At 60.7% G+C, this 24867-nt stretch carries 25 protein-coding genes; 10 read left to right on the plus strand and 15 right to left on the minus strand.

Annotated elements, in window-relative coordinates; translation table 11 throughout:
• Positions 1-449: 449 nt before the first annotated feature.
• The 3 genes from P7F28_RS11185 to P7F28_RS11195 all read right to left on the minus strand — a co-directional run bounded on the left by P7F28_RS11185 (position 450) and on the right by P7F28_RS11195 (position 2678).
• Positions 450-707, minus strand: a complete 258-nt coding sequence (locus tag P7F28_RS11185; protein ID WP_277184547.1) for a hypothetical protein — start codon at positions 705-707, stop codon at positions 450-452.
• A 51-nt stretch (positions 708-758) separates the two neighbouring features.
• Positions 759-1916, minus strand: coding sequence for an aromatic ring-hydroxylating dioxygenase subunit alpha (locus P7F28_RS11190; protein ID WP_277184548.1), 1158 nt, complete (start codon positions 1914-1916; stop codon positions 759-761).
• Positions 1917-2042: 126 nt separating this feature from the next.
• A complete protein-coding gene (locus P7F28_RS11195; protein WP_277184549.1) occupies positions 2043-2678 on the minus strand; it encodes a DUF938 domain-containing protein in 636 nt (211 codons plus the stop codon).
• Positions 2679-2986: 308 nt separating this feature from the next.
• On the opposite strand from P7F28_RS11195, the gene P7F28_RS11200 reads away from it, so the two are divergent.
• The 3 genes from P7F28_RS11200 (at position 2987) to P7F28_RS11210 (ending at position 6077) form a co-directional block, all read left to right on the plus strand.
• Positions 2987-3469, plus strand: coding sequence for an ankyrin repeat domain-containing protein (locus tag P7F28_RS11200; protein WP_370467297.1), 483 nt, complete (start codon positions 2987-2989; stop codon positions 3467-3469).
• 139 nt (positions 3470-3608) lie between these two features.
• Positions 3609-4784 carry a PRC-barrel domain-containing protein gene (locus tag P7F28_RS11205; protein WP_277184551.1) on the plus strand — a complete coding sequence of 392 codons (1176 nt, stop codon included), beginning with the start codon at positions 3609-3611 and terminating at the stop codon, positions 4782-4784.
• Positions 4785-4838: 54 nt separating this feature from the next.
• The gene (locus P7F28_RS11210; RefSeq protein ID WP_277184552.1) at positions 4839-6077 is read left to right on the plus strand and encodes an MFS transporter; all 1239 of its coding nucleotides are present in this window, start codon (positions 4839-4841) and stop codon (positions 6075-6077) included.
• Positions 6078-6104: 27 nt separating this feature from the next.
• Here P7F28_RS11210 and P7F28_RS11215 read toward each other — a convergent pair whose 3' ends face one another.
• On the minus strand, positions 6105-7508 hold the full coding sequence (locus P7F28_RS11215) for an FAD-containing oxidoreductase (protein ID WP_277184553.1): 1404 nt from the start codon (positions 7506-7508) through the stop codon (positions 6105-6107).
• Between the two features lie 176 nt (positions 7509-7684).
• Between P7F28_RS11215 and P7F28_RS11220 the strand changes: the two genes are divergently transcribed.
• Both P7F28_RS11220 and P7F28_RS11225 read left to right on the plus strand, forming a co-directional pair.
• Complete coding sequence (locus P7F28_RS11220; RefSeq protein WP_277184554.1) at positions 7685-8998, plus strand: sodium:proton antiporter; 1314 nt, start codon at positions 7685-7687, stop codon at positions 8996-8998.
• A gap of 45 nt (positions 8999-9043) precedes the next feature.
• Positions 9044-9625 (plus strand): ATP-binding protein, encoded by a 582-nt coding sequence (locus P7F28_RS11225; protein ID WP_277184555.1) that lies wholly within the window; start codon positions 9044-9046, stop codon positions 9623-9625.
• Positions 9626-9646: 21 nt separating this feature from the next.
• Here the strand turns inward: P7F28_RS11225 and P7F28_RS11230 are convergent, their stop codons facing one another.
• Both P7F28_RS11230 and P7F28_RS11235 read right to left on the minus strand, forming a co-directional pair.
• Positions 9647-10756: a saccharopine dehydrogenase family protein gene (locus P7F28_RS11230; protein WP_277184556.1), complete on the minus strand. Its 1110-nt coding sequence runs from the start codon at positions 10754-10756 to the stop codon at positions 9647-9649.
• A gap of 156 nt (positions 10757-10912) precedes the next feature.
• A complete protein-coding gene (locus P7F28_RS11235) occupies positions 10913-11368 on the minus strand; it encodes an Lrp/AsnC family transcriptional regulator (RefSeq protein ID WP_277184557.1) in 456 nt (151 codons plus the stop codon).
• A gap of 209 nt (positions 11369-11577) precedes the next feature.
• Here P7F28_RS11235 and P7F28_RS11240 point away from each other — a divergent pair, with 209 nt between their 5' ends.
• Together P7F28_RS11240 and P7F28_RS11245 are read left to right on the plus strand one after the other, a co-directional pair.
• The gene (locus P7F28_RS11240; RefSeq protein ID WP_277184558.1) at positions 11578-12102 is read left to right on the plus strand and encodes a Spy/CpxP family protein refolding chaperone; all 525 of its coding nucleotides are present in this window, start codon (positions 11578-11580) and stop codon (positions 12100-12102) included.
• A 126-nt stretch (positions 12103-12228) separates the two neighbouring features.
• On the plus strand, positions 12229-12657 hold the full coding sequence (locus P7F28_RS11245; RefSeq protein ID WP_277184559.1) for a PGDYG domain-containing protein: 429 nt from the start codon (positions 12229-12231) through the stop codon (positions 12655-12657).
• A 24-nt stretch (positions 12658-12681) separates the two neighbouring features.
• Here the strand turns inward: P7F28_RS11245 and P7F28_RS11250 are convergent, their stop codons facing one another.
• The 8 genes from P7F28_RS11250 to P7F28_RS11285 form a co-directional block, all read right to left on the minus strand.
• Positions 12682-13047, minus strand: coding sequence for a DUF3022 domain-containing protein (locus P7F28_RS11250; RefSeq protein WP_277184560.1), 366 nt, complete (start codon positions 13045-13047; stop codon positions 12682-12684).
• A gap of 6 nt (positions 13048-13053) precedes the next feature.
• Entirely contained in the window at positions 13054-13839 is a 786-nt protein-coding gene (locus P7F28_RS11255; RefSeq protein ID WP_277184561.1) for a YhfC family glutamic-type intramembrane protease, read from the minus strand.
• On the minus strand, positions 13840-14940 hold the full coding sequence (locus tag P7F28_RS11260; RefSeq protein ID WP_277184562.1) for a LacI family DNA-binding transcriptional regulator: 1101 nt from the start codon (positions 14938-14940) through the stop codon (positions 13840-13842).
• 85 nt (positions 14941-15025) lie between these two features.
• Positions 15026-15994: a D-glycerate dehydrogenase gene (locus P7F28_RS11265; RefSeq protein ID WP_277184563.1), complete on the minus strand. Its 969-nt coding sequence runs from the start codon at positions 15992-15994 to the stop codon at positions 15026-15028.
• Positions 15995-16016: 22 nt separating this feature from the next.
• Positions 16017-17300 (minus strand): MFS transporter, encoded by a 1284-nt coding sequence (locus tag P7F28_RS11270; RefSeq protein ID WP_277184564.1) that lies wholly within the window; start codon positions 17298-17300, stop codon positions 16017-16019.
• A 54-nt stretch (positions 17301-17354) separates the two neighbouring features.
• On the minus strand, positions 17355-18341 hold the full coding sequence (locus tag P7F28_RS11275) for a sugar kinase (protein ID WP_277184565.1): 987 nt from the start codon (positions 18339-18341) through the stop codon (positions 17355-17357).
• A 20-nt stretch (positions 18342-18361) separates the two neighbouring features.
• On the minus strand, positions 18362-19180 hold the full coding sequence (locus P7F28_RS11280; RefSeq protein WP_277184566.1) for a sugar phosphate isomerase/epimerase: 819 nt from the start codon (positions 19178-19180) through the stop codon (positions 18362-18364).
• Between the two features lie 137 nt (positions 19181-19317).
• The gene (locus P7F28_RS11285) at positions 19318-20208 is read right to left on the minus strand and encodes a LysR substrate-binding domain-containing protein (RefSeq protein ID WP_277184567.1); all 891 of its coding nucleotides are present in this window, start codon (positions 20206-20208) and stop codon (positions 19318-19320) included.
• 115 nt (positions 20209-20323) lie between these two features.
• On the opposite strand from P7F28_RS11285, the gene P7F28_RS11290 reads away from it, so the two are divergent.
• Positions 20324-21391 carry a YeiH family protein gene (locus tag P7F28_RS11290; RefSeq protein WP_277184568.1) on the plus strand — a complete coding sequence of 356 codons (1068 nt, stop codon included), beginning with the start codon at positions 20324-20326 and terminating at the stop codon, positions 21389-21391.
• A 71-nt stretch (positions 21392-21462) separates the two neighbouring features.
• Here P7F28_RS11290 and P7F28_RS11295 read toward each other — a convergent pair whose 3' ends face one another.
• Positions 21463-22707, minus strand: a complete 1245-nt coding sequence (locus tag P7F28_RS11295; protein ID WP_277184569.1) for a cystathionine gamma-synthase family protein — start codon at positions 22705-22707, stop codon at positions 21463-21465.
• Between the two features lie 162 nt (positions 22708-22869).
• On the opposite strand from P7F28_RS11295, the gene P7F28_RS11300 reads away from it, so the two are divergent.
• Positions 22870-23595, plus strand: a complete 726-nt coding sequence (locus P7F28_RS11300; protein WP_277184570.1) for a glutathione S-transferase — start codon at positions 22870-22872, stop codon at positions 23593-23595.
• 47 nt (positions 23596-23642) lie between these two features.
• Positions 23643-24446, plus strand: a complete 804-nt coding sequence (locus tag P7F28_RS11305) for an aldo/keto reductase (protein WP_277184571.1) — start codon at positions 23643-23645, stop codon at positions 24444-24446.
• The last annotated feature ends 421 nt before the right edge of the window (positions 24447-24867 follow it).

Here is a 24867-nt window from a genome sequence, read left to right on the forward strand (position 1 = left end):
GGCGAGCCTGTAACCGATGCCGCTGTCCGCGACAGGTTTGTACCAACTCGTAACTTTTATCGATGTGGAGTGTATGGCTTACAGATGCAATGCGAAAGAATCACGCGGATTCGTGTCTTTTTTTTGCACTGTATGGTTAACCTGTATTTTCTGTGAGACACATCTCGGCATTTCAGGCGCGAAACTGACAGAAAACTGACTGACGGCGGGCGAATTGGTAGAGGATGGCTACCCGAATCGGCTTGGCCATAGCCTTCGAAAGACGCTTAACTCTTTGATTTATCAATGTTTGCGTCTGGCCGATTGCATTTTGCATACGTAAACTCAACCGGGGTGGCTCGCGCGCCACAAAATGCATCGGCAAAAGACAATCGGGCGACCGCGAAGGCTTCGCGGCCGCCCGAAAGAGAAAGATGGATGTAATGAAACGCGCGCGGCTTACCGCTCTACTAGTCGATCTTCGCGCGTAGCTCGCGTGCGGTTTCCAGCAAACCTTCGTAACCGGACCGCGCGTGCGCGGGCAAATCCGGATCGCCGACGAGCGTGCCGAGCGTCTCGATGATGCTGTACAAAATGCCCTTCGCCGCGCCCGCCGCCATGTGGCCCGCTGCGACGGATTCATCGACGTGTGAGATGGCGGCGTTGAAATGCTCGACGTCGGGTTGAGAGTCGCGCGGCCTGGTCGGGTCGCCTGGATCGCTGCTCATGATGTGTTCCTCCCTGCTGTGGTTCAAGGTCGTGCTGTTGCCGTCAGACAATCACGATGTGGGCAATTCCTGCACCGGCTGAATGAAGTGCACGCGACGCGCCGGAACGCCCGCGCGATGCGGAACGCCTCGCTCCATCAGCAAGGCGCGCAAGTCGATGATGACCGGAAACACCTCGTGATTATGGTCCGCGCCCTGCCGGTCATGCGCTTCCTGCTCGCGTTCGACGATCCACCGGTCTTCCTTCAAAATGCGCTCGGTAAACCACACGAGCAAGGGCCACGCGGCATCGAGCAAACCGGGAATTTTCGGGCGGCGGATGGACAGCAGACCGAAGGTCCGATTGGTGCGCTGCTCGGCATCCAGCGGCACGTAGGCAATCCATAGATCCATCACCATGGTGTCGTCTTTTGTGCGGATTTTGAGCGTCTGATACGGATAATCCGTGCGGATCGTCATGACGTCCTTCAGATTATCGTCGGGCTTGGTGCCGCGCTTTTGCCCGAACACCAGCGCCTCGCCGATCGGCTGTTTGCCCGCCTCGCGCGCGAACACGTAATCGACCTCGACCCAGTCCTCACCGTGACGGCGGCCAAGCGAACGCGCGCGCATGCTGCCCATCTGCTTGCGATGCAGAAACTGATGGTTCATATCCATCAGATTTTCGTGCATAAAGCTGTAGTGACACTTCACCTCGCGGCCGAACCGGCGCGTCTTATAAGTGCGATCCACCGCCGAGCCGAGCTCCGGAAACTTCGCCTGTTCCGCGATGGCCGGATCGCCGGTGAATACGAAAATAAGCCCCGCCTCTTCGCGACACGGATACGCGCGCACGCCATTAGGCAGACGTTCGCGGCCGAGATAAGGGATATCGGTGCACTTGCCCGTGCAATCGTAGGTCCAGCCGTGATAACAGCAGCGAATCGATTCGCCATCGACCACGCCCGCATGCAAAGGCACCTGCCGATGCGCGCAGCGATCCTCCAGCGCGAAGGCCTTGCCCGATTCCGTGCGCACGATCACGATCGGATCGCCGGCGAAGCGCACGCCGTGGGCTTTGCCTCGCTTCACTTCATGCGACCACGCGAGCGGATACCAATGGTCCGGATGAATATCGACGCGACGCAGATCGCGCGGCGGTTTTGACTGCGTATCGATGGAGCCGATTGAACCGGCTTCCTGCTCGCCCTGCGGCAACGCTGCGTGCATGTACGACGCCTCCGCTGAAAAGGAGATCGGATGGAGCGCCGCGACCCCGTGCGACGCTATGAACGACCACTCGCAGTCTACACGCCGAGAGGGGTTTAGGCGCGGTCGGCTCTGCCCGGACGCGGGTCAGGCGGTTTTGGCAAAAACCAGGCTCAGGTTGTTCGCCGGCATCTCGACGATCTCGTTCAGCCCGAAGCCATTGGCTTCTGCGAGCGTTTGCACGGCTTCCAGATCGCGCACGCCCCAGCGCGGATCGGTCGCACGCAACTGAGCGTCGAAGGCTTCGTTGCTCGGCGCAGTATGCGCGCCGTTACGTCGATACGGCCCGTACAAGTACAAAACGCCACCGTCGCCCAACCGCGATCCCGCACCGCGAAAAAGCGCCTGCGCCGCGTCCCACGGCGCAATGTGGATCATATTGATGCACACGATCGCAGCCACTTCGCCGATACCCCAGTCGTCGTTCATCACGTCGAGTTCGATCGGTTCTGCGAGGTTCGCGAGTCCCGCGTGCGTTCGCCATGCGGCGATGGAATCGCGCGCGGCGGAATCAGGATCGCTCGGCTGCCAGACGATGCCCGGCAGCGACGACGCACAATGCACGGCGTGCTGGCCTGTGCCGCTGGCAATCTCCAGCACGACGCCGCTGGCTGGTAAAACGCGCGAAAGGACCGCTAAAATCGCGTCGCGATTGCGCTCGGCGGCAGGGGCGCGACGACGGACGGCAGGATCAGGCTCAGGTGAAGTCGATGTCGATGTCATGAAAGGCGAAGAGAAAGAAGTCGTATCGAGCCTAAAGCGATGCCCGCCGCATCGTCAAGCCAAAGCAAGCGGGAGGTGGCGCGTTTCGTGCTGATCGCCCGTCGCCTGTCGCGGCATGGCATCAAACCTGTGTATGCTCCGGGGTATTCCCGAACACGTCGCATCAGACCAGCGTACTCAGCCGCAAATCTCAGCCGCAAATAATTACGGCCATCCACCCGCTGAAGCCAGGCGCGGTCGACACGGAGTGAATCATGCAAGACCCGAACAAACCAGGCAATGCAGCGAACGATGGCCCGGACGAAGACATGATCGCGTTTGCCAGCGAAGTCTTCGATGTCGCCCGTCGTGGCGATGCCGCGATGCTCGGCGCGCTGCTCGCCAAAGGCCTGCCGCCCAATCTGCGCAACGACAAGGGCGACAGCCTCGTGATGCTCGCGAGCTACCACGGCCACGCCGATGCCGTGCGCGCTCTGCTCGAACACCAGGCCGATCCGAACCTACGCAACGACAATGGCCAGACGCCGATCGCAGGCGCGGCCTTCAAAGGCTTCACCGACGTCATCACCACATTGCTCGATCATGGCGCGGACGTTGAAGGCGCATCGCCGGATGGGCGCACGGCGCTGATGATCGCCGCGATGTTCAATCGCGTGGATATCGTCGAGATGTTGATTGCGCGCGGTGCGAATCCGGATGCACGCGATGCCAACGGCTTCTCCGCACGCGATGCCGCCGAAAAGATGGGCGCACCCGATACCGCCGCGCGCCTCTCGCGGCATGATGCATAACGCATGCAGAAGCGAATATATGCAGCAAACCAGAAAGCTGACGCGACTGCTTTCCCTTTCAATCCGCCCTGCACGGAGCGACTCATCCGTGAAGGCGATCTGAACCAGACAGGTGGCCCGGAAACATGGAGCTTTTGTGATGACGCGCGGTAACTCGCATCGAGGCGATATGTCGTCGATCGGTCTCGCCGCGTTCCTGATCGTGCTCGCCGCGTGGGTCGCGTCATGCGTGGCTGCGCGTCTGCGTGCTGCGCGTGTCGCTACGTGCCTGCCCCTCGCCGCTGCATTCGCGCTGTCCGCGTGTGGACTGTTGCCGCAGCAGACGCCCGCGCCGATCGTCGAGCGATCGTATATTCCCGCGCCGAACGAGACCGAAACCGAAGCTGCCGAAACCGAGGAACCCGCGTCCACGGTGGCTGTGCCGGAACCGGCCTCCACACCGCGACCCGCGCCCGCGCCGAAGCCCAAAAAGCGCATCGTCAGACCGAAGCCGCCCGAGCCCGCGCCTGCGCCGCCGCCCGAGCCACCCGAGCCGCCGCCTCCGCCGCAGATCATTTCGACGCGCATCATGCAGCACGACCAGTTGCACGGCCTGCTCGATGCCGAAGTGCAACGTCCCGACGGCAAAGTCGTGGGCCGCGCCGTCGATCTATATGTCGATCAGTCGGCGAAACCGAAGCTGCTGATGGTGAATCTCGCCGGTTTCCTCGGCGTCGGCGATCGCAAGGTGAATTTTCCGTGGACTGCATTCAAATTCACGCCGAATTCGAAGACCGCGCCGATCACCTTCGTGCAGCCTGCGCCGCCCGCCAAAGGCAAACCGGCCGATCCTGCGCCCAAGCCGCAACCGGTCAACGAAGCGCCGGCCAACTTCCTGCAACTGGTCGATTCGAACATCGTGCAGAAGAGCGGCGCGCGTATCGGCCGGGTGGTCGATGTGCTGGTCGATTCGCAGGCCGAACCGCAGGCGCTGGTGCTCGATCTGTCGAGTTCGCTCGCGGAGGACAAACGGCATATCGCGGTGAATTGGGGCGATCTGCATGTGGTGTCGCGCAACAAGCAGGCGACGTTGCAGATGGATTTCAACGATGCGCAGCTCAAGGCGTCGCCGACCTACGCGCCCGAGCAGCCGATCAAAGTGGTGTCGCCGGTGGTGCCTGCGGTGCCTGTGGCGGCGTCGGCGTCGGCTCCGGTGGCGGCGTCGGCAGCTTCGACGCCGGCGACGGCATCGGCCGCCGGAAGTAAGACCAGCACCACCGCTTCGGGCGCCGTGGCTCCGCAATCGTCCGCCTCAGGCGCACGGCTTTCACGATGAATCGAATGCAATGAAAACGACACATCGAAAACCGAATCACCTCATGGTAACTGCATGGTAATTGCACGAAGTCTGCGCGCGCTCGACTGGCTGAATTTCTTCGTCGCCAACGTGCAGACTGGCTTCGGCCCCTTCATCGCGTCGTATCTGTCGGCCAACAAATGGACGCAGGGCGAGATCGGCCTGATGCTTTCCGTCGGCACGATCAGCGCCATGGCGAGCCAGTTGCCGGCAGGCGCGCTCGTCGATGCAATGCGCAACAAGAAGTTCGCCGCCCTCTCCGCGATCGTCGCGATCATCGCGAGCGCGTTGCTGCTGGCGGCAAGCCCAACCTTCGTTCCCGTGTTCGCGGCGGAAGTGCTGCACGGCTTCGCGAGCTGCATGCTGGTCCCGGCAATGGCCGCGATCTCGCTCGCCCTCGTCTCGCGCGCCGATCTCGGCGATCGGCTCGGCCGCAACGCGCGATGGGCATCGATCGGCAGCGCATTGACCGCTGCGCTGATGGGCGCGTTCGGGGAATATCTGTCGCTGCGTTCGGTGTTTTTCCTGACGGCCGCGCTCGCGCTTCCTGCCATCGTCGCATTGCGGATGATTCATTACGACGCGCCACCCGTTGTGCCGCGTACGCCGCCCGGCAAGCCCAAACTTACGCCGGAAGGCGAAGAGCGCGAGTCCTTGCGTCACTTGCTGAAGGACAAGCGCTTGCTGATCTTTGCCGCGTGCGTAGTGCTGTTTCACCTCTCGAACGCGGCCATGCTCAATCTCGCTGCCGGCGAAGTGACCGCGCACATGGGCGATAACGTGCAACTGGTGATCGCGGCGTGCATCATCGTGCCGCAGTTCATCGTGGCGGCGCTGTCGCCGTGGGTCGGACGTCAGGCGCAGAAGTGGGGACGGCGGCCCGTGCTGATCCTCGGGTTCTGCGCCTTGCCGGTACGGGCGATTCTCTTCGCAGGCGTCAGCACGCCGTATCTGCTCGTGCCGGTGCAAATGCTCGATGGCATCAGCGCTGCCGTATTCGGCGTGATGTTGCCGCTTATCGCAGCGGATGTCGCGGGGGGACGCGGGCACTACAACCTGACCATCGGCTTTTTCGGGCTTGCGGCGGGTATCGGTGCGACCTTATCGACGGCGGCGGCAGGCTTCGCCGCCGATCGATTCGGCACGGCGATCAGCTTCTTCGGGCTGGCTGCCGCCGGTTTGATCGCCGTATTGCTGGTGTGGCTCGCGATGCCCGAAACGCGTGGCGCGCATGTGGAGCAGGAAGTTGCCAAGCCGCCGGTCGAGGCGTAGCGGTCGGTTGATCGTTTGCTTGCAGCGTTAGTGCCTGAGCGGCTTCATCGGCTTGAGTGGCTTGAGCATGCCGAGCAGCGTCGGAATCAGTTCGCTCACGGTCGGATGAATATGCATCGCGCGTTGCAGGACCTTGTATGACGCATCCGCGTTCATGATATCGACGAAGGCGTGAATCGCCTCGTCTCCTTCGATGCCAAAAATCGACGCGCCGAGTATTCGCTCGGTACGCGCATCGACGAGCGCCTTCATGAAGCCATCCGTTTCGCCGCGTTCTTTTGCACGGCCTACGCGCGACATCGGCATGGTGGCGATCAAGGCATCGCGGCCGTCCTTGCGGACCTCCTCTTCGCTCATGCCGACGCGCGCGAACGGCGGATCGACGAAAACGGCGTACGTCATGATGCGATCATCGACACTGCGCGATTCGCCATCGAGCACGTTCGATGCAATCACCTCGTAGTCATTCCACGACGTGTGCGTGAACGCGCCGCGTCCGTTCACATCGCCGAGCGCCCAAATGCCGTCGATCTTCGTGCGAAGTTGTCCATCGACATCGATCATTCCATGCCGGTTCGGTTCGATGCCGGCGTGCTCCAGGCCGAGATCGTCGGTATTCGGAATGCGGCCGGTCGCGAACAAGAGGTGCGAGGCATCGATGGCGGCATCGCCGGTGTGAATGCGCACGCCCTGCGCGCTTGCTTCGACACGCTCGATCTCCGTACCGAAGCGAAATTCGACGCCTTCGCGTGCAAGCACGTCCTGCATCGCCTGAGCAACGTCCGCGTCCTCGCGCGTGAGAATTCGCTCGCCGCGCACGAGCAGCGTGACGCGGCTGCCAAAGCGTCTGAACATCTGCCCGAATTCCAGCGCGATATAGCTTGCACCGACAATCACGAGATGCTCCGGCAATTGCGTGAGTTCGAGCACGGTCGAGTTGGTCAGATACGGCACGCGATCGAGTCCTTCGATTGAAGGCACAGCCGCACGCGTTCCCGTGTTGATGAAGATTTCGTCGGCATCGATATCCTGCGTCGTGCCATCGCTCGCTTCGATCCGCAATGCGTGCGTCCCGATAAAGCGCGCGTGGCCGTTGAACACGCTCAAATGCTTCGTGCCGCGCAACCATTTCTCGACGCCTTCGCGCGAACCCGCGATCACCGCATCCTTGCGCGCTTTCACGCGCGCCATATCGACGACGATGTCACCGCCGATCATCACGCCATAGCTCGCTGCTGTCCGCGCAACGTGGGCCGCCCGCGCGCTTGCAACGTAAGTCTTGGTAGGCGTGCAGCCGACATTCACACACGTTCCGCCGAACAGATGCCGTTCGATCACCGCCGTGCGCCTGCCGCTCTGAGCAAGCCGTACCGCCAGCGGCGATCCGCCCTGCCCTGTGCCGATGACAACCGCATCGAAGTGCTGTGACATGTCCGGGCCTCCAATAAATTTATGCGTGATCCTGCGCCTCGCCATGTTACGCGCAACGTTCGGCGCGAGCAGGCGCGCTGCAATTTGCATAGGCATGTCCTGTGCTTGATTTGACGAAAGTCGCCATGCCATTCGGAATGTGCGACGCATTCAGAACATTAAGCACGGAAGCCTTCATGACCGAGACGTTATGGTTCCTCGTGGTCGGCGGCGTGCTCATCTTGATGGGCCTCGCCAGTTCGACCTTCAAACGGCTGCCGATCAGCACGGCCATGTGCTATCTCGCCATCGGTTTTGCGCTCGGTCCGGGCGCAGCAAACCTGCTGCATATCGACCTCGTCAGCGATGCGAGCCTGCTGCGCCGCATCACCGAAGTCGCGATGCTCGTGTCGCTGTTCGCGATCGGACTTCGCCTGCGCGTGCCACCGACGGATCGCATCTGGATTTTGCCCGTACGGCTCGGCCTTATCGCGATGATTCTGACGGTCGTTCTGCTCACCTTGCTCGGCGTGTATGGACTCGGCCTCGCATGGGGTCCGTCGATTCTTCTCTCCGCGATGCTCGCGCCGACCGATCCCGTCCTCGCCCATGACGTGCAAGTCGAAACGCCCGGCGATATCGACTTGCTGCGTTTTTCGCTGACGGGCGAAGGCGGCCTGAACGATGGCATTGCGTTGCCGTTCGCGCTGCTCGGCATCGCTGTGTGCCGCTATGAGGCATCGCCTGGCGAAGCGTTGCGCTGGACCTTCGCTGCGCAGGCGACGTGGGGTATCGCGGGAGCGCTGGCGACCGGATGGCTCTTGGGCGAACTCTCCGTGCGACTGGTCGCCTATCTGCGCACGCGTCATGGTGAAGCGCTCGGCCCCGAAGGCTTTTTCGCGCTCGGCCTGATCGCGCTGTCTTACGGTGTCGCGGAATTGCTGCACACGTACGCGTTTCTCGCGGTGTTCGCGGCAGGCCTCGCTACGCGACGCGTCGAACAAAAGAAAAGTGGCGACAAGTCCGTCGGCGAAGCGGTCGGCAAGGTCGATACCGACGATCTCGGCGCGACCGCCGCCGATCCCGATCGCGCGCATGCTTTTATGGCGGAGCGCGTGCACGGCTTCACGATCGAGCTTGAACGTATCGCGGAAGTCGCGATCATGCTGATGGTCGGCGCGGCACTTGCCACGTTCTGGCGCGATCTGCTGACATGGCGCGTGGCCGCGCTGCTGATCGGACTGTTTTTTATCGCGCGGCCGCTGGCGGTCGAAACGTCGCTGATCGGTTCGTGCGCGGCGAGCGGACAACGAAGGCTGATGAGCTGGTTCGGCATTCGCGGCGTCGGCTCGTTTTACTATCTGCTTTACGCGCTCGAACACGCGCCGCACGATGCCGCCGAGCCGCTGGTGCCGCTCGTCATCGCGACGATCACGGCCTCGGTCATCATTCACGGCATTACGGCGACACCGCTGATGAAGCGCTATCAGCGAACGACCGCGCAAGGCTGAGTCGATCGATCCACACAGCGCAAAAACTGCGCGGGAGCAACCGGCGTGAAGCATCTGCTTTTCTTCTGCGGACATGCAGGCAGCGGCAAAACCACTTTGGCCAAGCGCCTCATCGAACCATTGATGCGCGCTACGGGCGCACCCTTTTGCCTGCTCGACAAAGACACGCTCTACGGCGCTTACAGCTCAGCCGCAATCGGCGCACTGACCGGCAATCCGAACGACCGCGACAGTCCGCTGTATCTTCAGCACTTGCGTGATCCCGAATACCGCAGTCTTATCGATACCGCTGCGGAAAATCTCGCGCTGGGCGTGAGCGTGATGGTGGTCGCGCCGCTCAGCCGCGAGGTCCGCGAAGGCCGTCTGTTCGATCGCGCGTGGCTGAAAGTAGATGACGATGTATCGATTCGCGTCGTATGGACGCATGTGAGCGAGGACGTCGCGCGTGAACGAATCGTTGCGCGCGGCGATTCGAACGATGCGTACAAACTTGCGAATTGGGCGGCGTATCGTCAGCGCCTGTTCGTGCCCGACGAATCGGTTGCGAAGACGCTGTTGATGTTCGACACCACCGCGCCTTCGCAACACGACTACGATACCCTGCTCGAAAGACTGATCGCGCCCTGACGCACGATCACTGAAGCACGATCACACCGATGCCAGTTCCCGCGTCGATGCAAGCGCGTTCGCGCCTTCATAGAGCTTGCCGAATCGACTATTCAGGAAGGCATCGAGCGGCACCTGTTCCTGTCGGATAAAGCCGCTTTGCGGCAGAACGCCTTCGCGGAACAAATCGAGTTCAGCGCAAATCGCGCCCGCCGTCGTGATCTGAATCGCGCTCATTGGCGCGCCGCAGATTTCCTTCGCGAAGATCTTGCGCGTGAATACGTCCTGCACGAGTTGACCGTTCCGCATGCCTGTCACGGTCACGAAAATCAGCACGACATCTTGCGCTGTGGCCGGTACGGCGCGCTTCAACATGGTCTTGAGGCCATCGCGATCGGTGGACATGCGCAGGTCGTCGAGCAGGAACTTCATCAGTTCGCGATGCCCCGGATATCGCACCGATTTATAGTCGAGCGATTCCACTTTTCCCGCCAGCGTTTCGCATAACGTGCCGAGTCCGCCCGAGGTATTGAACGCCTCGTATTCGATGCCATCGAGCGAAAAATGTTCGACGCCTTCGAGCGGCTGAACCCATTGCGTGCGACCGTCGCGAATTGCTTCGCATGGCTGACAATATTCGTTGATCAACCCGTCGATACTCCACGTCAGGTTGTATTTCAGCGCGTTGGTCGGAAATTCAGGCAACGCGCCGACGCGCATTTTCACTTCGCGCAAGTCCGTGAGACGCCGCGTCAGATCGTGCGCAACAATGCCGATGAAACCCGGCGCGAGTCCGCATTGTGGCATGAACGCGGTGTCGCTTTCGTCCGCAATGGCGCGGATCGCGTGCGTGGCGCGCACGTCTTCGGTGAGATCGAAATAATGCACGCCCGCCGATTTCGCCGCCGATGCAACGCTGATCGCGAGGTAGTAAGGCAGCGCGTTGACCAGCGCATCGAAGCCGACCAGCGCCTGGCGCAACGCGGAGGTATCCGCCGAATCGACGCGGCGCGTGGCCACGCCTTGCGCGTCGAGCAAGGCAAGCGCGTGTTCGTCGCGATCGAAAGCGACGACGTCGAAATCTCCGGTTTCACGCAGCAAACGCGCAATGCTCTGGCCGATCAGCCCCGCGCCGATAAGTGCAACTTTCATCGTCTTCTCCTCGTTCTGTGTGCGTAATCCGAACCGCATGGCTCGGCATTCTTCACTCAGTTTAGGAGGCTGCGAATATTGAAAACAGACGCAAAATGATGCGCTTAGACGATCAACTTCGTCATTTCGACGATAGTTTGATGCACTTTGTCGGGTTTATCCCGCGCGGTCGATCTTGCGCGCCAGAATGATCGACGTTGTGGTCCGCTCGACGCCTTCCAATGCGCCGATTTCATCGAGCAAATCGTTGAGCCGATCGGGGGAATCCGCGCGCAACCACGCCACGTAGTCGAACTCGCCGCTCACCGCGCAAAGCAACTGAATCTCCGGCATGCGCGAGAAGCGCTTTTGCACGTCGCGGCCGTATTTCGGTGCGAGTTTGATGCCGACATACGCCTGAATGCTGGCATCGAGCACGTCTTGGCCCAGCCGCACGCCGTAGCCCGCAATCACGTTGTTCTTTTCCAGCCGAGCGATACGCGCAATCACCGTCGTGCGCGCAATGCCGAGTTGGCGCGCCAGATTCGCCACGCTGTCTCGGGCGTTCATCTGCAACAGCGCGACGAGATTGCGGTCGATGTCGTCGAGTTGGTCGAGGCGCGGTGGTCGCATGGCATCGTCTCTTTTTGCGTTATGTGTTTGCATTATCGCTGAGGCTTTTCGTGCCGAGACGGTGAGCAATAGTCGCCATCGTCGATTTTTCGCGAACGTATCGAATGTAAGCAGTTGTGCAATCGCGGGCGAATCGTCAGGTTATCGTGATACTAATGAGCAGCACTGGCGTTTCAGCGCCCTTCAACATCGACAGAAAGGTTTTTCGAATGAAAAAAACAATTCTTGCATTCACGGCATTCGGCATGATCGGGATGACCGGCGCGGCCTTCGCGCAATCGTCCGCGCCTGCTGCGGCTACCGCTCCGGCCATGCAGGCTGCGGCCTCGACACCGGGCGCGACCAAGCGCGAAGCACGCGTGGAAGAACGCATCACGCAACTGCATTCGAGCCTCAAGATCACGCCGCAGCAGGAAGATCAATGGTCGAAGTTCGCGGACGTGATGCGTGAAAACGCGCATACGATGGGCGATCTGTATCGGCAACGCGTGGCGCAGCGCGACCACATGACCGCGCTCGACGATATGAAGCAATACGCGCAGATCACGCAGGCCGATGCCGACGGCACCAAGCGTCTCGTCGATGCCTTCGATCCGCTCTACGCGAGTCTGTCGGCGGATCAGAAGAAATTGGCCGATGACGCGTTCCGTCACAGCGGGCCTGAAAAGGCGAAGCATGCGCATCGCAAACCGCGCACAGCGGCAGCCGATGCGGCATCCACGACAAAGCCGTAATCGCCCGAAGCGAAGCAATCGAACGACGAGGCCCGCATCGGAAGTTGCGGGCCTTTTTGTCATTCATCATGCAAAATACCGCTTCAGCCGGTACGATCCCGCACTTCTCTTATTGCCGAGTGATTTATGCCGCATTTGTCCCAACTCGATCTCGCCACCGATCCGGCCGCACGACGCGTCGTCAAGGACGAAGCCGTCGAAGTCGAATTCGCCGCGAATGCCGGTGAATTGATGAGTCTGGAAGGACCGAACCGCTACGCATCCGGCGATGCAATCGTCACCGGCAGCGGCGGTGAACGTTGGGTGGTATCGCGTGAACGATTCGATGCGAAGTATGCGCCCGAGGCCGGCATCGAACATGGTTGCGCGGGCACGTATCGCAACCGCCCGAGCGTCGTGCTGGCGAAGCAAATGCGCGAGCCGTTCACCATCGCCCGTTCCGCTGACGGCGATATTCTCACCGGAGACGCGGGCGACTGGGTCATGCAGTACGCGCCCGGTGACTACGGCGTGGTGAAGGCGGCGCGCTTCGCGAAGGTTTATCACGAAGCCTGAAGCGAAACCTGAAGCGCGCCCGATTCAGGCGAAATCATCGGCCATTTCGATTTCCATCTCGCGCGGCACGGTCTGGCCTTCCGCGTACATTTCCTCGAGCGATCCCAGCGTCGCTTCCACATAGGCGCGCAGCACCGCGTAGCTGCGTGCGTGCATCCGCACGGGCAAGGCGCGATAACGCGCCAGCGCATCCGGCGCGAAGCGGATATCGATCCGGATTCGGCGTGCCGTCGCGCCGAAGCGCATCGCCACGTAATGGATCGAGAGTACCGTGCGGTCGTTTTCATCGAGCCGTTCGGCGAATTGCGTTTGTTCGGGAAAGAGATCGCAGATGACATGCGCGAGCATATCGATGTCCGCGCTCGGGCAGTCGTATTGGTAATCGTCCATGTCGGATCAGTGGGTGTTGGCGCTGCGATAGTAACGCACCAGCGTCACCGCGACGACCACGCCCAACACGAGATACACGGCATCGGCGGCGAGCAGTGGAATCAGGCGCGCCTGGAACAGCGCGGCAGGCAGACCAACCAGCGCATGCGCCGCGATCAGCACGCCCAGCGCATGACGCGAGCGCTCGCGCAACAACTGCCACATCAACGCGGAGAAGCCGATCTGAAACACGAAGGCGCTTGCGCGTTCGACCACGAAAATAAGCGCTGAAACCGGCGATAACGTCGCCAGCACCATGTGGATGCGCGCCACCGCCTCGACCGGCGCGCTTTCGAAATGGGCGTCGAGCGATCCTTGATTGGCGAGCACGGCATAGACGATCCACTGCACCTGAACCAGCACGCCTACCAGCCACGCTTCCGCCCCGCCATGACCGATACCGAGGCCCAGTCCCGGACCGGGCCGCGTCAATGAATCCGGCTCGCGCGAGATCAGCCATTTCATCGCGAGAAAGCGGCCGACTTCTTCGCAGATGCCCGCCGCGAGCGCGCCATACACCACGAATACCGCCGGATTCATCAGCCATGCCGAGGTCGTCGGATTGCTGAGCATAAAGCCATGCAGCGCACGTTCGATGACCATCGCGAAGAGCGCGAACACGGCGACGCCGAGAATCACTTCGCGCGGTTTGATCGCGAAGCGCGTCCTTGTCATGCGATACAAAACGACCGGGAATGCGGCCACGATGAGCGTCGCAATCGCAAGGCTCATCAACGTCGTTACACTAACCATTCAATTTTCCGAAACGTGTGAAATGTGAGGCGCATTATGCTTTCTTGCGGTCGATGCGCGCACAACAAGCTCACCGGGCAAGAGACATTCGCGCGCGGCCATTGCAGCGCCGCCCAGACGCTCGTGAAGAAATTCGACCGCGCGACGGCCGATATCGTACGTCGGTTGACGCACGGTCGTCATGCCGGCGAGCTGCGCCCATTCTGAATCATCGATCGACATCAGCGCGACATGGGCCTGCCAGTCCGCGCCATGACGCTCCTTCAAATGCACGGCTACGCGCAAGGCCACCGGCCCGTTCGCCGCGAACAACGCCATGCGCCTTCCCGCTTCATGCGCGGCTTTGACGCGGCGATCGAGTTCATCGAGCGCGGGCGCGACATCGGCGAGATCGATAATCAAGGTCGAGCCATGCACGACGTGGGTATCGAACGCGGCGAGCGAGGCCTGAAACGCGGCCTCGCGCAAACGGCGCGAACTGACATGCGTAACGGGCTGAACCATGAACAGCAATTCATCGAAGCCTTCATCGACGAGATGATGCGTGGCCATTGCAACCGCCGCCGGATTATCCAGCCCGACCATATCCGTCACAATGCCTTCGACCGTTCGATCCACCAGCACCACAGGAATGCCGCCTTGCGTAAAGCCTTGCAACAGTTCTTCCTTTACGCCGAGCGCGTTGACGATCACCCCTTCGACGCGATACGTGGTCAGCAATTGCAAATAACGCCGCTCCATATCGACTTCATTTGCCGCGTGACAAATCAGCGGCATATAGCCGAGCGCATGACACGCGGCTTCAATGCCTTGCAATACTTCAACGGAATAGGGATTGGTGAGGTCGGCGAGCAACATGCCGATCAGGCGATTGCGCCCGCGTTTCAGGCCGCGCGCCATCTGATTGGGCCGATAGTCCAGCTTGGCGATGGCCGCTTCGATACGTTCGCGCAAGTCGGGCGACAGCACACCCGTTTCCCCGTTCAGATAGCGCGAAATGCTGGTCTTGCCGGTGCCGGCCTCGCGCGCGACATCGGTGATGGTGGCGCGACGCGCGCCGAATACCGGCGGACGGCTGGTCGAAATGGGATCGTCGGACATGTTGGTCGGATGGCCGTATGTTTATCGTTCGACTGCATGTTAGCGCATGCCAAACGCGCACGATCCCTTTATCGCTTCGATGCGGCTATCGCGCGAGCACCTCGCGATTGACGATATTGTTCGTCAGCGTGCCATCGAGTGCGGCGATCAGATTCTCCGCTGCATTTCGAGCCATCGCATGACGCGTTTCGTGTGTCGCCGAGCCGATATGTGGCAACGCGACGACGTTCTTCAGCTTGAGCAGCGGTGAATCGGCGGCGAGCGGCTCGTGTTCGAATACGTCGAGACCGGCTGCGCGAATGGTGTCGTTCTGCAAGGCATCGATCAGCGCGGCTTCATCGACGGTCGGTCCGCGCGATGCGTTGATCAGAATCGCGCTCCGTTTCATCTTCTTCAATTCGTTCGCACCGATCATGCCGCGCGTTTCAGGCGTCAGCGGCACTTGCAGACAGACGAAGTCGGATCGTTCGAGCAGTTCGTCGAGTTCGACGCGTCGAGCACCAAAATCACGCTCGGCCTGTTCGTTAGCATTCCGATTCGTATACAAAACGTTCATCCTGAAGCCCAACGCCGCACGCCGTGCTACTGCGCCGCCAATCCGTCCCAGCCCCACGATTCCAAGCGTTTTACCCTGCACATCCACACCAAAACACGCTTCGCCGATACTTGCTTTCCAATTGCCCTCTTTCACCCATTCCGCGAGTTCGACGACACGGCGCGCGCTCGCAAGAATTAACGCGAACACCGTATCCGCCGTTGATTCCGTGAGCACGTCCGGCGTATGAGTCAGCACGATGCCGCGTCGTGTGAGATCCGCGACATCGAACTGATCGAAGCCGACGGAAATCGTCGAGAACACTTTGAGCCGCGTCGCGTTTTCGATCATATCGGGCGTGATTTTCACGCTTGCGCCGATCGCGCCGTCCGCGTCGTTCAATGCGGCGACGAACGCGTCATGATCTTTTGCATCGACATTCACGATCTCTGCATGTTCACGCAGATACGCTTCGACATCGGACGGCAAGGCTTTATAAGCGACGATTTTTCTGGTCATGTTCGAGGGCCTTGTTTGAAGTTCAGGAACGCACTGGCACGCCGCTACGCACGATACCTTGCGGCTTCACCGCGAGCGTGAGCCATACGGCTGCAAGCAAGGCCGCACTCATGAACACGTACGAAGCCGCAGGCGAACCGGTCGCGCCATTCAGATAACCCACCACATACGATCCGACGAACGAGCCGAGCGCGCCCATGCTGTTGATCAGCGCCATCGCACCGCCGGCGACGTTCTTGGGCAGCAATTCCGGCACGATCGCAAAGAACGGTCCGTAAGGCGCGTACATGGCCGCGCCCGCAATCACGAGCAGTGTGTACGAGGCCCAAAAGTTCGTCGTGCCGAGCAAATACGAGCCTGCAAAAGCAATCGCGCCGATCAACAGAAACGGCCATACAAAGGCCTTGCGCGCCTGCAATTTATCCGATGCCCACGATGCGATCAGCATCGCGATGGTGGCCGCGAGATACGGCACGGCAGACAGCCATCCCGTTTCGACCATGCCAAGCGCCGAACCGTTCTTGAGAATCGACGGCAGCCACAGCACAAAGCCATAAACGCCGATGCTCCAGCAGAAATACTGCGCGCACAGCTTGATGACAGCCGGCGATTTGAAGGCTTCGCGATAGTTCTTCACCGGCTTGATCGCGGCTTGCTCGGCGCGCAACGTGGCATCCAGATCGCTTTTTTCCTGCGCGGTAAGCCAGTTCACTTGCGCCGGTTTGTCCTTCACGATAAACCACCAGATCACGGCCCAGATCACCGCTGGCAAACCTTCTGCAATGAACATATGCCGCCAGCCGAACGAGTTAACCAGATAGCCCGATACCACCGACATCCACAACACCGTGACCGGATTGCCGAGAATGAGGAAGGTGTTCGCGCGTGAACGCTCCGACTTGGTGAACCAGTTCGAGATGAACACGAGCATCGCGGGCATCACGGCGGCTTCGACGACGCCGAGCACGAAGCGGATCGCCATGAGCGAGGGGATGTTGCTCACCATGCCCGTCAGCGCCGCACAACCGCCCCACAAAACCAGGCTCCAGAACACCAGCTTCTTCACGCTGCGGCGTTCGGCATAGATTGCGCCGGGAATCTGGAAGAAGAAGTAGCCGAGAAAGAACAGCGCGCCAATCAGTGAGGACAAGCCCTTGCTGATGCCCAGATCGCTGTTGATGCCCGCCGCTGACGCGAAGCCGTAATTGGCGCGGTCAAGATACGCGAGGCTGTACGTGATAAAGACGATCGGCATGATCGCCCACCAGCGGCGCACGGCGAGCTTCGGGTTTGTGGAAGATTGCATGGTTGTCTCCGAAGAGGGTTCGGTGATTCTCTCAGGTCGGCCTTGTGATTATTCTCAGGCCACATCTAGCGCGGCTTGTGCCGTCTGTATTTCGTATTCATTGAGCGCGGCGCGCGTCGGCAAGCCTTCGCTGTCGCCGATCACCTGGATCGCCAGCGCGCCGATGCGGTTGCCGCGTGCCAGCGCATGACGCACATCGCGTCCTTCGAGCAGCGCACTGACCACGCCGACCGCGAAGCCGTCACCGGCACCGACGGTATCGACGACATTTGCCACCGGCACGCCCGGCACGATGCCCTGATCGCCGTCCGCCGTGCGGAAATACGCGCCGTGCGCGCCGAGCTTCACGATCACGCCTTTCGAGCCGCGATCGAGATAGAAGGCGGCGATATCTTCGGGTTTGGCATAGCCCGTCAGCGTCAGGCCTTCGGATACGCCGGGCAACACCCAATCCGCCAGCGCCGCGAGCGCATTGAGCGATTCGGTCATCGCTTCGCGCGAAGGCCACAGCGTCGGGCGAAGGTTCGGATCGAAGGAAATGGTCTTGCCTGCCTTGCGCATTTCCTGCGCCATGTGGAACGCAAGCTCGCGCGATGTCGCGGAGATCGCGGGCGCCACGCCGGTCAGATGCAGATGGCGCGCGCCGAGCACGTAGTCGGCGTCGAAATCGTCGATGGACAGATGGCTTGCCGCCGAACCTTTGCGGAAGTACTCGACCGCCGGATCGCTGCCGTCGTCGCACTTGCTTTTCAGTTGAAAGCCGGTCGGATAACGTTCATCGATGCTTACTCGCCGCGCATCGATTCCTTCGGCGGCCAGCACGTCGAGCACATATCGCCCGAACGAATCGTGGCCGACGCGGCTCATCCAGCCGACCTTGAAGCCCAGCCGCGAGAGGCCGATCGCCACATTCAGATCCGCGCCCGCGACGCGTTTGGTGAAGTGGCCCACGCGCGCGAGATCGCCGGTTTCGGCCGCGACGAACATGGTCATCGCTTCGCCGTAAGTCACGACATCGAGGGCTGCAGTCTGGTGGTTCATGTTCGTCCTTTTTTCAAAGCTCAGAAGCCGGCGATGCGCGCGACCTGGCGCGCGGCGTCGGTATCGAACGCGGTGGATTCGGTCGTCGCGGTGGCATCGGCGAGAAAGGGATATTCGATGCCGCGCGGCACGTCGCCCGGAAGATGCGCGAGCAAGGTGGCGAAACGCGTGTCGCCGTCGGCAGGCGCGGCGGGGAAGCGCCGTGCGCCCTCGCCCATCACTGCTTTGCAGTGCACGTAGCCGACGTGCGGCGCGAGGCGACGCGCGGCATCGAGCGGATTCTGCGCGGTCCAGTGCCAATTGCCGGTGTCGAAAGTCATGGCGATGCCGCTCGCCGGGGGCAGCGCATCGAACAAGGTTTCGAATGCGCGGATGGTGCCGCCCGCGACAAGCTGGCCGTTTTCGACCACGATGCGCGCCTGCGATGCACCGGCCGCCGACAGCAGATGATCGACCGCAGCGGCATCCGCGACGATGCCGTGTTCTGTCCCGCCCAGTTGCAATTTGACGATGCGCGCGTTCAACGCGGCGGCTTCATCGATGGCAAGCGAAAGTGCGGCGCGGTCGAGCGTGCCGCCGTCGCGGAAAAGCGTGGCGGGCGTCGAGTAGACCGACCAGAGACCGGCCGCGCGGATGCGTTCGCCCACGCAGGCGAGCGCGTCGGGCCGGGCATCGGCTTCGTGAGCGAACAACTCGCGGCGGACTTCGAAACCGTCCGCACCGGCACGCGCGGCGACCCGCGCCCACGCGGCGTGACCGTCGCGCCGGATCGCGTCTGCGCCGAACGCGCTGGCGACAATCACTACATCCACCTTTCGATTCTTCCGATCATTAACCATCGTTTTTCGCCCGAAATCCGCTCGATTAATCGATTGGAACCGGTTCCATCAGCAAATTTCAAAAAAGACGCCGAAGCGTCTCGCGTTGAAGCCGAATATTGCGCTCGCGCAGGAACAACGCGCCATAGTGGAAATCCCTAGCGCGGTGCATCGGACGCCAGGCACAGTTCGAGGAATCGCGCGGCGACGCGGGACGGTGTCGCCGCGTGCGGAACCAGGATCGAAAATCGCCGCGTGATCGGCTCGGGCGTGATGCGCAGGCTGCGCAGCGCACCGTCTTCGTGACGAAGCGACATCGCCGAGACGAAACCGATGCCCATGCCCGCGCGTACGGCTTCTTTCACGCCTTCCACGCCCGCAATTTCAAGCGCGGCGTGCATGGCGGCGTTTCGATCGGCAAAGGCGCGTTCGACGACGCGCCGCACGCCCGACCCGGCCTCGCGCAGCACCAGCGGATACGCGCTCAGATCGTCGAGCGTCGTGCTGCTACGGCCATCGGCGAGTGGATGACTGGCCGGGACGATGGCGACGAGTTCATCTTCATGCCACGCTGTGACCGTCGTTCCCAACGGCAGATCGTCGCCCGCTGGCCCTTCGATCAGCGCGATATCGAGCGATCCCAGCGACGCGACGATTTCCGCCGTGTTCCCGCCAACCGTGGTCACGACGACATCGGGATAAAGCTGGTGAAACGCGGCAATCAGATACGGCAGCAGATAACTTCCCGGCGTCGTGCTCGCGCCGATCCGCAAGGTGCCGCGCTCCATGCCACGCAAGGCGTCGCGCAGCGCGTGCGCCTGACGAAACGTCTCGCGCAGCCGTTCGGCATGCCCGAGCACTTGTTCGCCCGCTGCCGTGAGCCGCACCCCGCGCCCTTCCCGCTGATAAAGCGGCTCGCCGAATTCATCCTGCAATAGCTTCAGTTGCCCCGACACGGCCGGTTGCGACAGATGCAGCGCCACAGCCGCACGGCTGATATTGCCGAACTCGGCGACAGTGGCGAAAGTTATCAGTTGCTCCGGGGTCATGGCATCCAAATATCGGCTGAGGCGATACTTCACATTCTAAATCACGATTTCTCATATGCATATATGCGGATTAGGATAAGCACATCCCCGCTTGATTTTGAGAAAGACGCGCCTCATGTCCACCGCACACACCACTTCCACTATGACGCCCGCTGCATCGAACACGCGCGGGCAGCTCAACGGCATTCTGTTCGTCGCGTTGTTCGCGGCAGCGGTCACGCGGCTCGCCGCGATTCCGGCGATCGCCGGGTTGGGCATCAGCCCGTTGATCGTCGGGATCGTCGCGGGCGCGGTGTATGGCAATGCGCTGCGTCACGGCATGCCGGAGAGCTGGGCGGCGGGGGTGAATTTCTCGGCGCGCAAGCTGCTGCGTATCGCGGTGGCGTTTTTCGGCTTGCGCGTCAGTCTGCAAGAGATCGCGCAGGTCGGCTGGTCGGGATTGACGGTATCGGTGCTGGTCGTCGTGAGCACGCTGGTGATCGGCACGTGGGCGGGCATGAAGCTGATGAAGCTCGATCGCGATACCGCCCTGCTCACTGCTGCGGGCAGCGCGATCTGTGGCGCGGCGGCTGTGCTCGCGTTCGAATCGACACTGCAATCCAAGCCGCACAAGAGCGCGATGGCCGTGGGCAGCGTAGTGTTGTTCGGCACGCTCTCGATGTTCCTCTATCCGCTCGCAATCAAGGCAGGCTGGCTGCATCTCGATACGCTCGGCGCGGGCCTGTTCTTCGGCGGCACGATTCACGAAGTGGCGCAGGTGGTCGGCGCGGCGAGCAACGTGAGTCCTGAAGCGACGCATATCGCCACGATCGTCAAGATGACGCGTGTCATGCTGCTGGTGCCGGTGTTGCTGGTGGTCGGTTTCTGGGTCAGCCGCTCGCGTCGGGCGGACGGCACGCAGCAAGGCAAAGGCAAGATCGCGGTGCCTTGGTTCGCGCTGGGTTTTCTTGCGCTGGTGATCGTGAATTCGCTGCATGTGCTGCCTGCACCCGCGACGAACACCATCAATATGCTCGATACCTTCGCCCTTACCATGGCCATGACGGCGCTGGGGATGGAAACGCGTATCGAGCAGATTCGTCAGGCAGGTCCGCGTGCGATTGCCACCGGCGCGATTCTGTATGCGTGGCTGATTTTTGGCGGATTGGCGATTACGTTGGGCGTGGAGCGCTTGTTCGGCTAAACGCAAGCGTACAAGCGCAAAAACAAAAAAAGGGCTGGTGCGAACCAGCCCTTTTTGCTTTCAGCAAAACGTCAAGCCACGGCCAGCTTCAACGCCTGATCGAAGTCCGCAATCAAATCCTCCGTATCTTCGATCCCCGCCGACAAGCGCAGCATGCCATCCGAGATTCCCATCGCCTTGCGCGTCTCCGCTCCGGCTTCGAAGAAAATCGTCGGCGCAACGGGGATGATGAGCGTGCGTGTATCGCCCAATCCGGTGGCTTTGATCGGCAATTGCAGCGCATTGACCACGTCGATCATGCGATCGGCATTGCGCAACTCGAACGCCAGCAGCCACGACGCGCCCTTGAACAAACGCTGTGCGATCGCATACTGCGGATGGCTTTCGAGTCCTGGATAAAACACGCGTCCGACCGCTTCGTGCTTCTCCAGAAAACGCGCCAGCGCCAGCGCGTTATCGCTGCTTTTCTGCACGCGCAACGCCAGCGTTTCCGCGCCCATCGCGATCGAATGCGCTTGCTCCGAGGACAATGCGCCGCCCATATCGCGCAAGCCTTTCTTGCGAATCTGCGTCAAACCCTGCTCTTTCGACGGCGCGCGACGATACTCATCCGCGATATTCGGGTACGCGCTCCAGTCGAACAAACCGGTGTCCGTTACCGCACCGCCGAGCGCCGCGCCGTGGCCCGCAATCGTCTTCGTCAACGAATTGATGACGAGACTCGCGCCGACCGCTTTCGGCCTGAACAACGCAGGCGACGTGATGGTGTTATCAACAAAATAAACGATGCCACGCTCAGCGCATATTTCACCGATACGCTGCAAATCAGGCACCTGCGTGCCTGGATTCGCGACGGTCTCGACGAAGACCATGCGCGTAGTCGGTTTGATCGCGTTCTTGACGTTGTCGGCGTCGCAGGCATCGACGGTCGTGACTTCGATGCCCAATCCTCTCAGCGTGCCGAAGATACTGTTCGTGTTGCCGAACACGAACTTGCTCGATACGAGATGATCGCCCGCACGCAGCAGCGTAAGGAAGGTTGCGGTGATCGCGGCCATGCCGGTGCTGAAGCAGATCGACCCGACGCCTTGTTCGAGACTCGTGATCTTGCGTTCGAGCGCGGCCGTGGTCGGCGTGCCCTGCCGCGCGTAATTAAAGCCACCTTTCTTCGTGCCTTGAAACACGCCGATCAGATCTTCCACGCGTTCGAAGCCGTATTGCACGGACGTATGAATCGACTGACGGACGCCGCCGTGTTCCGTGCCCGTGATTCTGTCGCCGTGAACGATGCCTGTCGTAAAGCCTTGCTTGTCCATCCCTTCTCCGCTTGCGAGTCGAATTCGATGTGATGCGATTGTGACGCGATGTAATTTGCCAATCGATTCTACACTGGCTCCTGTACGCGCCAAACCATCGAACGCGCATACGGGAACACGAGTTGCTGCACTGCCGAAAGACGCCTGACAAGGACCTCATTTATGGCTTACGAATTTTATTACTGGGACGGCTTGCAAGGCCGCGGTGAATTTGTGCGACTTTCACTGGAGGACGCGGGCGCGGAATACGTGGACGTCGCGCGCACGCCCAACGGCACGAAAGCCATGATGAAGCTGATCAGCAGCAAGTCCGAACCGCATATTCCGTATGCGCCGCCATTTATCAAGGATGGCGAACTAATCGTTTCGCACGTTGCGAATATTCTGCTCTATCTTGGTCCGAAGCTCGGACTCGCACCGAAGGATGAAAACCTGCGATATGTCGCGAATGGTTTGCAGTTGACCATCACCGACATGATCACCGAAGTGCACGACACACATCACCCGCTCGCCACCGATCTCTACTACGAAGATCAGGTCGATGCCGCGAAAATTCGCACACGCAATTTTCTGGATGAACGCGTGCCGAAGTTCATCGGCTATTTCGAGCGTGTGCTGAAACAGAATCCGCATGGCGACACGCAACTCGTCGGCGACTCGACGACTTACGTCGATCTCTCCATGTTTCAGGTGGTCGAGGGATTGCATTACGCCTTTCCTCGCGCGATGAAAACATTCGGCAAGCACTATCCGCGCGTGGCCGCATTGCACGATGCCGTGCTGCAACGACCGAATATCGCCGCATACGTCGATTCGGAGCGGCGCATTCCGTTCAACGAATCCGGCATTTTCCGGCACTATCCCGAGCTCGACCAGGACGCGAAGTAATACGCTCAGTCGATCGCATTCGTCACTTATCAAACCAAGGAGCAAACATGGTCGAAACGATTCCTTCCTTCGGTCTGGGCACCTTTCGCGTGGAGGCCGCCAAAACCGCCAAGGCGGTGGAAAGCGCGTTGCAGATCGGCTATCGACATATCGATACGGCGCAGTACTACAACAACGAGGCGGCCGTCGGTCAGGGCGTGCGCGACTCGGGCATCGCGCGTGACGATATCTGGGTGACGACCAAGGTCTGGTGGGAGCGCCTGCAGCGCGATGCGCTGATCGCGAGCCTGAAGGACAGCCACGCGAAGCTGGATATCGGCACGATTGATCTCGCGCTCGTGCACTGGCCGTCGCCGAAGGGCGCGGTGCCGATCGCCGAAACGCTGGCTGCGTTACAGGAAGCGCAGAAGCTTGGGTTGATCCGGCACTACGGCGTGTCGAACTTCACCGCGCCTTTGCTCGAAGAAGCGCTGAAAGCGCCGGGCGGGCGTGAGATCGTGACGAATCAGATCGAAGTAAGTCCGTTTCTTGCCAACCGTTCGCTCGTCGATGCAACGCAGCGGCTCGGCGTCACGGTGACCGCGTACATGCCGCTGGGCGAAGGACGCGCGCACAAGGACTCGACCATCCGTTCGATCGCCGACAAGCACGGCGCGACGCCCGCGCAGGTGACGTTCGCGTGGCTGCTGGCGCGCAAGATCGTGGTGCTGTCGGCATCGACGAATGCGGAGCATCAGCAGGTGAACTGGGATGCGCAGAAGCTGAAGCTGGACGCGGAAGATATCGCCAAAATCGATACGCTGGATGAAGGCCGGCGCAACGCGAATCCTTCGTTTGCGCCGAAGTGGTGACTGCCTTCGTTAAAAAGAAAAGGCTGTTTTTATTTGATACGGCGCCGGAATTTCCGGCGCCGTATTTTTTAAGTCGGCGCGGTAACTCACGCTCATTGATCTGTTTTGGGTCGGGAATGCTGCGGCGTTAAGCCCTAATTCGCAAATCTCAAACACTAAAAACTTTTCTCTGCGACAGTAAATCGCAGCTGGTAACCGTTGTGCGTTATTTTAATGTTAGATAGATTACTTAATACTTTCACGCAACCTTCAGCCTGTCTAGGATTTATCTCACACAGCGTGCCGGTATTTGACCCGCAGAAGCACCAGAAGAAATCAAAGAAATGCATGCCTAAAAACAGCAGTACATAACCACATCCATTGAAAGAAAATCCAAATTAAAATAAAAATCCTTTGTTTATCCATTTTTGCTTCTTCGATT

Origin of the sequence: Caballeronia sp. BR00000012568055, assembly GCF_029439455.1 — a bacterium.
In the GTDB taxonomy this organism is placed as follows: domain Bacteria; phylum Pseudomonadota; class Gammaproteobacteria; order Burkholderiales; family Burkholderiaceae; genus Caballeronia.